10 protein-coding genes and 1 rRNA gene are annotated in these 13,232 nt (G+C 62.3%); 3 read left to right on the top strand and 8 right to left on the bottom strand.

What is annotated here, in order from left to right; all coding sequences use genetic code 11:
- Positions 1 to 69: 69 nt before the first annotated feature.
- From AC1DD5_RS08460 to AC1DD5_RS08440, 5 genes are all read right to left on the bottom strand, one after another.
- A complete protein-coding gene (locus AC1DD5_RS08460) occupies positions 70 to 1,518 on the bottom strand; it encodes an FAD-binding oxidoreductase (RefSeq protein ID WP_477518026.1) in 1,449 nt (482 codons plus the stop codon).
- A 92-nt stretch (positions 1,519 to 1,610) separates the two neighbouring features.
- On the bottom strand, positions 1,611 to 3,566 hold the full coding sequence (locus AC1DD5_RS08455) for a glycoside hydrolase family 13 protein (protein ID WP_477521140.1): 1,956 nt from the start codon (positions 3,564 to 3,566) through the stop codon (positions 1,611 to 1,613).
- Between the two features lie 2 nt (positions 3,567 to 3,568).
- On the bottom strand, positions 3,569 to 4,507 hold the full coding sequence (locus AC1DD5_RS08450; protein WP_477518024.1) for a sugar ABC transporter permease: 939 nt from the start codon (positions 4,505 to 4,507) through the stop codon (positions 3,569 to 3,571).
- Positions 4,507 to 6,195 (bottom strand): ABC transporter permease subunit, encoded by a 1,689-nt coding sequence (locus AC1DD5_RS08445; protein WP_477518023.1) that lies wholly within the window; start codon positions 6,193 to 6,195, stop codon positions 4,507 to 4,509. Before AC1DD5_RS08445 ends, AC1DD5_RS08450 begins: the two co-directional genes overlap by 1 nt.
- Positions 6,196 to 6,311: 116 nt before the next feature.
- Entirely contained in the window at positions 6,312 to 7,610 is a 1,299-nt protein-coding gene (locus tag AC1DD5_RS08440) for a sugar ABC transporter substrate-binding protein (RefSeq protein WP_477518022.1), read from the bottom strand.
- A gap of 207 nt (positions 7,611 to 7,817) precedes the next feature.
- Here AC1DD5_RS08440 and AC1DD5_RS08435 point away from each other — a divergent pair, with 207 nt between their 5' ends.
- Positions 7,818 to 9,590: a glycoside hydrolase family 13 protein gene (locus AC1DD5_RS08435; RefSeq protein WP_477521139.1), complete on the top strand. Its 1,773-nt coding sequence runs from the start codon at positions 7,818 to 7,820 to the stop codon at positions 9,588 to 9,590.
- 20 nt (positions 9,591 to 9,610) lie between these two features.
- A complete protein-coding gene (locus AC1DD5_RS08430; RefSeq protein WP_477518020.1) occupies positions 9,611 to 10,633 on the top strand; it encodes a LacI family DNA-binding transcriptional regulator in 1,023 nt (340 codons plus the stop codon).
- A gap of 27 nt (positions 10,634 to 10,660) precedes the next feature.
- On the opposite strand, the gene AC1DD5_RS08425 is transcribed toward AC1DD5_RS08430, so the two are convergent.
- Together AC1DD5_RS08425 and AC1DD5_RS08420 are read right to left on the bottom strand one after the other, a co-directional pair.
- The gene (locus AC1DD5_RS08425; protein ID WP_477518019.1) at positions 10,661 to 11,122 is read right to left on the bottom strand and encodes a GNAT family N-acetyltransferase; all 462 of its coding nucleotides are present in this window, start codon (positions 11,120 to 11,122) and stop codon (positions 10,661 to 10,663) included.
- A gap of 55 nt (positions 11,123 to 11,177) precedes the next feature.
- A complete protein-coding gene (locus AC1DD5_RS08420; protein WP_477518018.1) occupies positions 11,178 to 11,705 on the bottom strand; it encodes an SRPBCC domain-containing protein in 528 nt (175 codons plus the stop codon).
- 220 nt (positions 11,706 to 11,925) lie between these two features.
- On the opposite strand from AC1DD5_RS08420, the gene AC1DD5_RS08415 reads away from it, so the two are divergent.
- Positions 11,926 to 12,987: a patatin-like phospholipase family protein gene (locus AC1DD5_RS08415; protein ID WP_477518017.1), complete on the top strand. Its 1,062-nt coding sequence runs from the start codon at positions 11,926 to 11,928 to the stop codon at positions 12,985 to 12,987.
- A 125-nt stretch (positions 12,988 to 13,112) separates the two neighbouring features.
- Here AC1DD5_RS08415 and rrf read toward each other — a convergent pair.
- Positions 13,113 to 13,229 (bottom strand): 5S ribosomal RNA (gene rrf / locus AC1DD5_RS08410).
- Positions 13,230 to 13,232: the final 3 nt, after the last annotated feature.

Raw genomic sequence — 13,232 nt, 5'->3', positions numbered from 1 at the left:
GAACCCCGTCTAACGGACTATTCACCCCCGCATGCGAGGGTGAATAGTCCGTAGGGGGATGAATCGCGGCTAGATAGCCTTCCCCGGATTCAGAATCCCTGCAGGATCGAACAGCTCCTTGATCCGCCGCTGCAATTCCCGCACGGGCTCAGGTTGCTCCAGTCCAAGCCAACGGAGCTTGTACTGGCCCACGCCGTGTTCACCAGTAATCGTGCCGCCCATTTCGAGGCCGATCCTGATCGATTCATCCAATGCAGCGTTGAGGCGTACCAGGGCGTCGGCATCCGTGGCGGGGTCTACCCGGTCCATCCAGAAGGTGGGGTGGAGGTTTCCGTCTCCGGCGTGGGCCACCACTTTGAGGCGGACTTGGAAGCGGTCGGCCATGGCTTCGAGTTCGGCGACGAAGTCCACCAGCCGGGAGCGCGGAACAGCGATGTCCTCGCCTACTCTGAATTCGTCGTCCATTTCCACGCCGCGGCTGTTGCGGCGTAGTTCAACGAGCATCTCGGCTTCTTCGCTGGCTTCGGTGGTGACTGTGGCGCCGCCTTCGGCGAGTACTTGACGGACGACGTCGGCCTCGGCGGCAGCTCCAAAACCGTCCGTCTGGATCAACAGCAAGGACTTGCCACGGGTTTGCAGGTCTGAGCCGTTCATCTCATCGAGCTGTATGAGTGTTCCGTTGTCCAGGAGCTCCATGATGGCTGGCTGGACCCGGGCTTTGCCTACTGCCAGGACGCCTGCGGCGGCGCTGCGGAAGTCTTGGTAGAACGCGGCGATGGTGTGGACCTCGCGGGGCAGGTATTTCAGGCGGACCGTCACGCCCACCACAATTCCGAGTGTTCCTTCGGAGCCCACCAGCAGCGCCGTGAGGTCGTATCCGGCAACGCCTTTGAAGGTCTGGTGCCCAGTGTGGAGCAGTGATCCGTCGGACAACACAACGTCCAAGGCCAGCACGGAATCCCGTGTCACACCGTACTTCGCACAGCGCAGCCCCCCGGCGTTTGTGGCTACGTTGCCACCGATGGTGGACATCTTGTAGCTCGCCGGATCCGGCGCATACATGAGCCCGTGTTCGGTGGCTGCGGCATTCAGGTCAGCGTTGATGACTCCAGGTTCGACGACGGCGGTCTCGTCGTCGGGGTTGAGGTCCAGGATGCGGTTCATCCGTTCCAGGCTGAGTACGATGCAGCCTTGGGTGGCGTGCGCGCCTCCCGAGACACCCGTCCCGGCACCTCGCGCGACGATTGGCACCTTGTGGGCAGCGCAACTGCGAACGATGTTTTGAACGTCTGCCACGGATTCGGCCCACACGACGGCGAGTGGCAAGTGCCGTTCCAGCAATGGCCCTTGATCTACGGAATAGACGGTAAGGGTGGCTTCATCTTCCGCGATCTGGCCTGGGTGCAGTCCGGCGGCCAGGCTCTGCAAGAAGGCGCTGTGGCTCGCGTCCGTTTGCTGGTCAGCTTCCTGGCGGCCGACTGTGCGGCCTTTGATGCTTTCCTCTGTTGTTCCGGCCATAGCCGTTTCGTCCGACAAGGTGGTCCCTTCACACATGAGCTCCGCGGACACGCCAAATCGGCAGTCTTCGCAGAGTTTTCAGTGCTCCCAGTCTAGTCAGCGCCGCCCGCCACCGTGGGAACATCGGTTCCTGGCAGGGTCCAGATGCCAGCTGAAATTCCGTCGGCGCACAGAAGCACATCGCCCCCTATCCCCCGGCTCGTCGAGATGTTCCCAAAGCAGTGCACCGGTGCGGCGGACAGCGATTCGAGTTGAGCCGTGGAAAGGACGGCGTTGTCCACGGGGACCTGGGCAGAGTCGCGGGCGGCCATGACCATGACTGCGGAACCGGCCGTCTCTCGCACGAAGACCAGCGCGTCACCTTCAGCGTGGATCCAGCGCACCCCGCCTTCGGTCAACGCCGGCAGCTCACGCCTGATCTGCCCCAGCGCTGAGTAGAAGGAAAGCAGGTCCTTGACAGGCTGGCGGCCGGATTTTTCTTCCTGCCAACCCCACGGCATGGGCGTCCTGGAGTCCTCGCCATTGAAACCTTCAAGGCCGAACTCGTCTCCCGCGAACAAGACAGGGATGCCCGGCAGGGTGAAGGTGAGCATGGCGCCAACTTCCTGGCCGCCGTCGATCATTACTGTCGCTGCGCGTGCGGTGTCATGCGTATTGAGCGCATTCATGGTGTTATTTCGCACACCCCAGCTAAATCCTGCTGCGAGCTCCTGATGCGTGGCCAGGAAGTCTTCGGCCTCGATCTTGTTGGGCCTAGCCTGGGGCGAGCCGAAGAAGTTTACGTGCGGCGCATCCCCCGCAAGCCAGGACCACAAAGGCCGGGTGAGGTTGGAGTACGTCATCGCACCGTGCCAGTGCTCACCCGTGAAGTCCGTCGCGGCGTCGGAGGTGGACTCGGCCAACAAGGCCGCATCGGGGTTGATCTCGCGAACCCGCTCCGCGATAAGCCGTGCAACCTCGTGATTCAGGTCCACGGAGCCAAGGCGCCCGGTCATATTGCCGACGTCTATCCTCCAGCCATCCAGGTTGAAGGGCGGCTTGAGCCAGCGGCCAACCACTGAATCGTCGTCCGTCACGAAACGCCGCCGGAGGGCATCCGGAGACCAGTTGAGTTTGGGCAGCGACGGCACACCCCACCACGACTCGTACGTCGAATGGTCCTCGTTGAAGTAGTAATAGCCCGCTTCCTCTGAGCCGGGATCGGCGAGCGCCTTCACGAACCAGTCGTGTGCATCGCCAGTGTGATTGGCGGTGAGGTCGCCCATCACACGAATACCCCGGGAATGCGCCGCCTCTACCAGCTCCACCAGCGCTTGGTTCCCGCCAAGGAGGGGGTCCACGGAGTCGAAGGTAGAGGCGTCGTAGCGGTGGTTGGAACGGGCAGGGAAGAACGGTGTCAGATAAAGAACATCGACGCCCAGTTCCTGGAGATGGTCCAGCTTCCCCGTAATTCCGTGCAGGTCGCCGCCGTAAAACTGAATGGGCGTTTCCCGCCCCGTAGCCACCACTGGCTCGTCCCACGAGCTGCCCACAGCCCAGTCCGGTAGCGGGTGCGCATCGGACTGGGCAGAGCGGGCGAAGCGGTCCGGAAACACCTGGTACATCGTGGCCCGATGCAGCCAATGCGGTGCCGGGGCAAACGTGGTCAGGCGAAAGTCCGCTGAATCAGAAACGTCCCTGTTGAAAAGTCCTTGGGCGTTGAGGTTCCAGTAGTGCCGCCCACTTGCGCTGCTGGTGGGAGCACCGGACGTGGTTCCGACACGGCTGTTTGCTTCGATTTCCAGGAGGAAGCGGTATTTAGCCACAGGATTGGCCACCAACATGGCTGCTTCCCACCAGTCCCAGCCATCAATGGTGCCGAGCCGGATCGCGGCGTCGTAGCGTGGTTCGCCGTCCTGCAAGGAACGGACCCAAACGCGGGACGCGGAACCCCACTCCTGCGGAACCCGCAGCCGGAGCCGAACAATATTGCCCAGGGAAATCCGTCCGGGAGCAGGACCCGAAACATGAAGAGCGGATCCGTCGTGATGTGGAATGACAAGCGTCATTGTCATCCTTTCACTGAGCCGGCCGTAAGTCCGCTGACGATGTACTTCTGCAGGAAGAGGAACAGCGCCATGACCGGGATAGCGGCGATAACAGCGCCGGCGGCGAAGACGCCCCAATTCTCGGAACGCTGCTGTGCCACGTAGGAATAGAGCCCGACGGCGAGTGTCTGGCTGTCAGGATCGGTCAGGACAACGCTGGCGATCACGAACTCGCTGGAGATACCGATGAATGCCAGCAGCCCAACAACCGCCAGGATGGGAGTGACCAGGCGCAGAATAATGCCGAAGAAGATCTGGATGTGGCTGGCGCCATCGATCTTTGCAGCTTCGTCCACGGACTGCGGGACCGTGTTGAAGAACCCGTACATAAGGTATGTGTTCACGCCCAGCGCCCCGCCCAGGTACACCATGATGAGCCCCAGCTGGCTGCCAAGGCCCAGGGCCGGGATCACCTCCGAGATACCGCTGAGGAGGAGGAAGATCGCGACGACGGCCAGCAGTTGCGGGAACATCTGCAGCAGGAGCAGGGTCAACAGTCCTACCCGGCGGCCCTTGAAGCGCATGCGGGAGAACGCGTAGGCGGCCATCGCCCCCAGAAAGACTGTGGCGGCGGACGTCACCAGGCCCACCACCAGGGTATTGAGGAACCAGCGCCCGAAGGGACGGCTCGGATCGTTGAAGAGCGCCATGAAGTTGCCGGTATCAAACCTGGAGAACAGACCGTTGGAGCCTACCAAGGTGCCGTTGGAGTCCAGTGCTGCCGACAAAACATAGAGCAGCGGGAACACGGCAAAGATGGTGGTTACGATGCCGACGGCGTGCCGCCAGCCTTTGTCTTTGAACCAAACCCCAAAGGGACGCCGCTTTGGCACCAACGGTGCGGGACCGCCGTCGTGAGCCTGTTCAATGGTGGGGAGGGTGCGTACCTGTGCCTCGCTCATTAGTTCACGTCCTCGAGTGCTTTGGTCTGCTTGAAGCTGATGGCCGAAATCGTGGCCACGATGATGAAGATGATGATGGCGAGCGCGCTGGCCAGTCCGTAGTCGCGACCGGTGCCTTGGCCGAACGCCACCTTGTAGACCAACGTGATCAGGATGTCCGTGGCTCCGATATCGCGATCGGTGTCTGCAAAGCGCGGCCCGCCGCCGGTCAACATGTAGATGACATTGAAGTTGTTGAAGTTGAACGCAAAGGAGGAGATCAGCAGCGGCGCAACCGAGACCAGCAGCAGCGGCAGCTTGATGGAGCGGAAGACGCGCCAAGGGGACGCTCCATCCATGCGGGCAGCCTCATCAATTTCTGTTGGCAAGGATTGGAGTGCCCCGGTGCAAACGAGGAACATGTACGGGAATCCGAGCCACACATTGACCACCAGCACACTGACCTTGGCCAGGACTGGGTCCGTGAGCCAGCCAATGTTCGCCCCGCCCAGCAGAGTCTGGTTGAGCCAGCCGAACTCGGGGTTGAGGATGCCCGACCACACCAAACCGGACAGGAACGCCGGGAAAGCGTAGGGCAAAATCATCAGGATCCGGTAAACCCTTTTGCCGCGGAGATCCTCACGGTTGAAGGTGATGGCCAGGAAAAGCCCCACGGCGAAGGTCAAGGCAACGGACGCTACGGAGAAGGTGAACGTCCAAAGGATCACGCCCAGGAGTGGACCGCGGAGGCTCGGATCGGTGAAGGCCCGGGCGAAGTTATTCATGCCGACGTCGATCTTCCAGCCGGTGGCCAACGTCTCTCCGTTGGCGTCCGCGAAGGCGCCCTTGCCACTGTCGCGGTAGGCCTTGCCGGTCTCGCTGTCAGTGAAGGTATCGGTGGCGGCGTCGTAGCTCAGTGCTGGCTTGAACTGGTAGGCCGTGCTGCCATCCGCGGTGCGCAGGGTCCCATTAGAGGGATCCTCTGAAACGGGAACGGTAATCTTCAGGATTTCCTGCTGGTTGGCCACGATCTCCTGGAACTTCAGTGTTTCGTAGCCAGGCAAGGAGTTGGCCTTGCCGGTGGAATCCTTTCCCGCCCCGGAGACCTCAGAGAGTGGCTCCTGGGTGCTGCCTATCTGAGCTTTGCCGGACGGGTCAGTAAACAACAGGTAGAACGTGCCGCCCTTGGTCAGCACTGCTGCCTTGTATGCGGGCGAATCCGGGACGCGCTTCTGAGCCGTCAACTGGATGGCCGCGATGGCGTCTTCCTTGGTGCTGTTGTGCCCGTCGCCGTAATTGGTGAAGGCGATGTAACCGCTGAAGAACACCACCAGGACCTGGAACACCAGCAGGAACAGCACACCCGGAGCCAGATACTTCGCCGGCAGCCCGCCCTTGCGCAAATAGATCCAGTTAATAGCCAGGACCACCAGTGAGGACACAACCAGCGCTGCCCACGATTGGCTCAGGAACAGCATCATCAGCACGTACACAGCAAAGGCATCCACCAGGCCCAACAGCACGATCTTAAGGATGGTGCCCTTGAGGGAGTCGGGGCCCCGGCGGCCGCTTCGTACATTGAGGCGGGCAGCGTTCTGGTGAACAGCGTTCTGGTGGGCAGCGTTCTGGTGGGCAGCAGCGCGAGGCGGCTGCACCCGCGTCGTACTCGTTGTGCTGGCTGGCAGTTCGTGGAGATCTGGCTTTGGCATTTTGGATCCTTGGAGTAAAGCAGTTTGCGGCGGGCACGGGCCGGACGGTGGGGCCGGGGCTGGACGGCGGGCACCGTCCGGCCCCGGGCAGACCGGGGGAATCACCGGTTGCGGCGTCAGCCGCCGATCTTGGACTTGATGCTCGCGGCCATCTTGGTCCACGCTTCAGCGGGATCGCCCTGGCCCTTGATGATGGCCAGTTCCGTGGCGCCCCAGTCAGCCCAGACGGCGCTCATTTCGGGGATGGCCGGCATGGGCACGCCCGTGGCGCCGATCTTGCCGAAGGCCTCCACGACGGGATCGCTGGCTGCCTTCTCAAAGGATGCCTTGAGTGCCGGCGGGCGACCGCCTGCCGTGTACATGGAGTCCTGAGCGGACTCGGAGGTGAGGTAGTTGGTGACGAATTCATTGGTGGCCAGGGCATTGGCACTCTTGGCGCTGATGAAGAACCCGTTGACGCCAATGAATGGCTGGGCAGCTTCGCCACCGACCGTGGGCAGCTCATCAACTGCGAACTTGATGCCCTTCTTCTGAACGTCCGGCACGTTCCATGGGCCCGTCAGGAAGTACGGGGATTCTCCGGCAAGGAACTTCTCCTTGGCGATGTCGCCGGTGATGTTGGAGTTGATGATTTTCTCACCGGCGTCGCCCCAGGCCGCCAGCTTCTTGGCGAATTCGACGCCGGCAGCGTCACCGATGAGAAGCTGCTTGGCATCGTAACCGCCGTCGGCGTTCTTACCGAAAACCTGCGAACCCATGGAGGACTGCAACGGGTACAGGTGGTACGGATCGCCCTGCTTGGGATCCATGCCCACCAGGAACGGGAACGTGGCTTTGCCCTCTGCAACGGCCTTCTTGCCGTTGGCCACTACCTCATCCAGGGTGTTCGCCTTGCTGTCCACGATGCTGGTGTTGCGGAGGAGGGCAATGTTCTCGATGGCGTACGGGACGCCATAGACGGCGCCGTTGTAGGTCATGGCCTTGATAGAAGAATCCTGGAACTGGCTGGCTTTGTCGCCCAGTTCCACCGGTGCGATCACACCGTTTTGAACGAACTTTCCAATCCAGTCGTGCGGTCCAACGATCAGATCGGGGCCTTGGCCGGTAGGAACCTGAGTGATGAAGTCATCGCGGACCGCAGCGAAGTCCTTCACTACGAGCTTGACTTCGATGCCGGTGTCGGACTTGAACTTTTCGGTGATGTCCTTCAACGCCGGCGATCGTTCGGCGTCCACCCACATGGTGATGGTGCCGGCGCCGGCTGCCTTGAGGTCCTGCTTTGCGGCTTCCGAGCTGGGAGCGGTGGAGGCAGTGCCGCCACAGGCGCTCAGGGCCAGGGCTGCGACCACGGAGATCGCGCCGGTAGCGAAGACGCGGCGGGTGGTCTGAGTCGCGAGGGTGTTATGCACCTTCATTGGTGTCCCTTTCCTTATGTGCTTCGACGGCGGGGGCTCCAGGCCCAGCGGCAGCGTCGGTGATGCGGCTCACAACTGCAAGCGCTTCCACAGCGTACATGTCTAAATGCGAGTTGGTAAACCACGACACTCCGTAACGTTGTCCTGGGAGGGTCACTTTCACTGTAAGCGTTTCCAATTGGGTGCGTGGTCTTCTACCATGTGTTCATGTCTGTTGATTCATTGCTCCCAGTTGAGGCGTCCGCGCCCTCTGCAGCTTTCGCTACATTGACGCCCGTCCACTCGGCCTCCGCGGCTCACGGATGGTGGCGCTCCGCGGTCATCTACCAGATTTATCCGCGGTCCTTCCGGGACCTCAATGGCGACGGAATCGGCGACCTCGCGGGTATCACGCACGAACTCGCCCAGCTCACCGAACTGGGCGTTGATGCCGTCTGGCTCTCGCCGTTCTACCGCTCACCGCAGCGGGACGCGGGTTATGACGTCAGCGACTATTGCGATGTCGATCCGCTGTTTGGAAGCCTCGCGGACTTCGACGCCCTGATCTACGAAGCCAACCGGCTGCACCTGCGGGTCATTGCAGATCTCGTTCCCAACCACTGCTCGGACCAACACGCCGCCTTCCAGGCCGCACTCGCGGCTCCGGCGAACAGCCGCGAGCGTGACATGTTTATCTTCCGGGACGGCCAAGGACCTGACGGAAGCGAGCCTCCCAACAACTGGCAGTCCCATTTCGGTGGCCCCGCCTGGACCCAGATTGTGGAACCGGATGGCCGGCCCGGGCAGTGGTACCTGCACCTCTTTGATTCCTCGCAACCGGATTTCAACTGGGACAACGATGCTGTGCACGCCGAGTTTGAGCGGGTCCTCCGATTCTGGCTGGACCGGGGAATTTCCGGTTTCCGGGTGGATGTTGCCCACGCACTGGTCAAGGCAGCCGGCCTGCCCAACTGGGGTGGACGCGCGGATGGCAACAGCTCGCACGGCTTCCCCGGCCACGAGGCGCCCATGTTCGGACAGCCCGCGCTGCACGATATCTACCGGCGCTGGCGCTCCATCCTGGAGGAATATGGCTCCGACCGAATCCTCTGCGCCGAAGCCAATGTCGATCCCCTGCCCCGGCGGGCTCAGTGGGTCCGGCCTGACGAGATGCACCAGGCCTTCAATTTCCCGTACCTGCACGCTGGCCTGGACGTGAACCGCCTCCGCCATATCATCACCGATTCTCTGGTCTCGCTGGACGCGGTTGGCGCACCGAGCACGTGGGTGCTGTCCAACCACGACGTCGTCCGGCACGCCACCCGATTCGGTTACGACGGGCCGGGTCCCCGCGATGGCGACGGAATCGGCGCCGACGACTTACAGCCCAATGAAGAACTCGGACGACGGCGGGCTGCCGCGGCCACCATGTTCATGCTTGGCCTCCCCGGTGGCGCCTACCTGTACCAAGGGGAAGAGCTTGGGCTGCCTGACTCCACAAGCATTCCCGGGAGCATGCGCCAGGACCCCACCTTCGCCCGGACCGGCGGAGAAAGGATAGGCCGCGACGGCTGCCGTGTGCCGTTGCCGTGGCGTTCCTCGGAGTTGCACGCCGGTTTCGGCCATGGCCAGGATCCCTGGCTGCCGCAACCAGAGTCATGGGCGGCATTGGCGAGGGACAAGCAGCAGGAGGATCCGGCGTCGCACCTTAACCTTTACCGGGAAATGCTTGCCCAACGCGCCGAACGTCGATTGGGCCAGGGTTCCCTGGCCTGGGTGGAGGATTACTGCACCGAGTCCTCGCTCGCATACCTCAACGGCGACACCCTGGTGATCATGAACGTGGGTAACGAGCCCATGCCGCTTCCCGAGGGCAAGGTAATCCTTCGGAGTTCAACGGCAGATGGCGCCCTTGCCTTGGGCTCCGATCTGCAGGGCACGGATCTACTTGGCGCGGGTCTACTAAGCTCGGGGGAGAGCATCTGGCTCACAACCAACTAACTTTCCCACCGAGGAGCAGCATGACCGGCATTAAGGACGTAGCCGAGCGATCGGGGCTCTCCGTTGCCACGGTTTCACGCGCGCTCAGTGGCAAAGGCAACGTCTCCCCCGCCAGTCGGGAACGCGCACGTGCAGCAGCAGCCGAGCTTGGCTTCGTGCTCTCCTATCACGCCTCCAGCCTTGCCTCCGGCCGTACCCACAATGTTGGCCTGGTGGTTCCCTCTGTCCACCGCTGGTTCTATTCGGCGGTGATCGAGGGTGCCTCCGCTGCGCTTCTGAGCGCGGGATACGACCTCACGCTCTACAACATCGGCGAAGACCCCCAACACCGGCACAGCGTGTTCAACGACTTCCTGCTGCGCAAGCGCGTAGACGCGGTCATTGCGGTCTCCTTGGAGCTTAGCGAAGACGAGATGCAGCAACTCCTTGCCGTTCACCGGCCGATCGTGGGCATCGGCGGCCCCCTTCGGGGAGCGTCGACCATTCGGATCGATGATTCCGCGATCGCACAGCAAGCCACAAACCACTTGATCCGCCTGGGTCACAGCAAGATCGCCCACATGACCGGCGAAGAAGCGTACGAGCAGGACTTCCAGCTTCCCGGGACGCGGCGCGGTGGGTTCGAGAAAGCAATGAACGACGCCGGCTGCGCGGTTCTGCCCGAATGGATCGTTTCCGCTGACTTCACCATCGAAGGCGCTTACGCCGCAGCCCGGCAACTGCTGGGGGGCGCACCAGAGCGACCGACCGCGGTGTTTGCTGCATCAGACGAGATGGCCATCGGCACCATACTGGCTGCGCGTGACTTCGGCCTGCGGATTCCCGAGGACCTCTCGGTTATCGGCATCGACGGACACGACCTCGGGAAGGTCATGGGCCTCACCACCATCGACCAGGACGCGAAGGGACAAGGAGCCCTGGCTGTGCGCACCTTGCTGGGCGCCATCAACAATGGCCTGGTCCTTGAACCTGCTGATACTGAACATCCCACCAAGCTCGTGATTCGTTCGAGCACGGCTGTGCCCAGGAACGACGCCGCCTAGGCCAGGGCTGCTCCCCGGGAAAAAGGGCTACCCCTCCAGCACCTTTTCCATGGCCAGTTCCCGCTTGGACGTGTCCTGGGGATAAGGCCGGCTGTCCCCTGTGGGGTTGAAACCGTGCCTCCGGTAGAAAGCCAACGCCCTCGTATTGTCCTCGTGAACGCCCAACTCCAGGAGCTTGGCGCCCAAGTCGATCCGGGCAGCCTCGCACGCCTGGTCAAGGAGTTCATCCGCCAATCCCAAACCTCGATGTTCGGGGGCAACGTAGACACTTATCAGCATGGCTTGGAGTGGCTTCTGCTGGTCTTGGGGATTCTTCAGGACAACCCTCATGAGCCCACAGAACCGGCTTTCGTCCACGCCACCGTCAGCCACCAACGTCACACTCGAATCGCCGGCCATAGCGGCAGCCCGTTCCTGCCATTGCGCATCCGTTTGCCGCCGCGCCGCCTCCAGGCTTTCGACATAAGCCATGGGCGTGTCCGCCAGCATTTCCAGCCGGACTTTCCTCAGCAGACACCAATCTTCAGCACGAAGTCGCCTGACCCTAGGCAACGGTCCCGCCCATGAACCGTACATAGCGTTCCAGGACACGAGGCCAACCTTCCGCATACGATGCCCGGCTGGCAGCAGGATCCTCGGCGCCTTCCCAACCGTCGTGAACCAAGCGCACCTCCGTGCCACCCTCCACCGCCCGGAACGAGACCCTCAATTCTGTGGACCAGAGAGGCGTGCTCGCCGGATACCAGCTCGCGTGGAAGGACATCGGGGGCTGCCAGTCATCGATGGTTCCCCAGACAGAAGTGCGCCCGTCCTCGGCCGTCTCGAGGATCAGGTTCTCCTCGAACTCCACGTGTGATCCCACGCCGAACACACTCTCCTCTTCGAGGGGCCACCACAGATGAGGATGGTCCGTAAAACCCAAAAAGGCATGTGAAACGCTGGTTGGCACCACCACTGTCACCACCAAGGGCTCAAGTTCGTTGGTGTCCTGTGACGAGGGCCCGGGCTCCGGCTCGGGATGACTGAAAATACTGTCCATGACCACCAACTGTACCGGTGCGGAAACGCTCATTTCCCCCGGCAACCGTGTACACCCAGGGGTGCTGGGGGATGGCTTGGTTGCGCAGCCCGTTAGCGCGGTGTTAGAGTCCCGTTGATCGTGATCTATCAACAGGAGGTGAGACCCATGAACGCAGTATCCGCAATGGGTGCTCCCCCGCAGTACACGATCTCGCGACTGATCTAGTCGCCAGCGGGAGCGCCACAGAGGCAATTCGCGAAAGGCGACTCCCATGAACACAACACCTCTTTCTACTCTGCCCGTCTCATCGACGACCACCACTGAGCAGCCACAGTCCCCTCAGGATCAGCCGGGGGAAAAACCCACCACGACTCCTGGGCATAGAAGCGGCCGGGCCTTGGTCCTTGGCGGCGGCGGATCCACAGGCAATGCGTGGCTGATCGGCGTCATCGCCGGATTGTCCGATGGCGGCATGGATGTGACCGGAGCTGACTTGACGATCGGCACGTCAGCAGGCTCCACGGCAGCGGCACAGCTGGCTGGCGCGAGCCCTTCAGAGCTGTATGCCGCTACCCTTGCCGCCCAACCCCAGCCGCAAAGACTGCGGCCACCGCAGGCCACTCCTCCGGCCAATCCCACCCAGCCCAATCCGGCGCAGCTCAATCCAGCGCAGTCCAATCCAGGGCAGTCCAATCCAGGGCGGCAAGTGGTGGACCAGTTGGAAAGAACGCGAAAAATCATCGAGGCCTCTACGGATCCTGCGGATATGCGCCGCAAGATGGGCGCTGCAGCGCTCGAGTTGCCTGCTTCGGCGGACGAATCACGGCAAACGCAGTGGCGTGCAACCGTCGCCTCCCGTCTGCCAAGTCTGGCGTGGCCGAAACGGAGAGTACTCATCACGGCGGTTGATGCCAAGACCGGTCAGCCGGTCGTCTTCGATCATCACAGCGGAGTCGAACTGGTGGATGCTGTAGCCGCCAGTTGCGCCAGCGGGTTTGCCTTTAGCATTGGCGACGGCCGATACATTGATGGGGGTTACCGGTCCAACGCGGAGAATGCCGACCTGGCAGCAGGATACGCACGGGTCCTGGTGCTGTCACCATTTGGGGGCAGAACGCGGACTCCACTGGAGTGGGGCCTGCATCTTGCGGCACAGGTGGACGCATTACGCGCCGGCGGCAGCAGGGTCGAAACGATCTTCCCGGACAGCGACTCCGAGCACATGTTCGGAGCCAATGCGATGGACGTGTCAATGCGCCCGGCGGCTGCGCAGGCCGGTTACCACCAAGGTCGGTCCCTCGCGGAGCAACTCAGCGGGTTCTGGAACGGCTAAACAGGGGTTAAATGGGGAAGCCCCGGCCGTGGTGGTCGGGGCTTGCCCTGCTAAATGTGCTCATGCTGGTTAATGTGGGAGACCCCCCGACCCGTGGTGGGTTGGGGGGTCTCGACCTAATGTGTGTCCGGCGGTGTCCTACTCTCCCACACCCTCCCGGGTGCAGTACCATCGGCGCTGTGGGTCTTAGCTTCCGGGTTCGGAATGGGACCGGGCGTTTCCCCCACGCTATGACCGCCGTAACC

Source organism: Paenarthrobacter sp. 10L420, from assembly GCF_056395385.1.
This window is presented reverse-complemented; position numbering and strand designations above follow the sequence as displayed.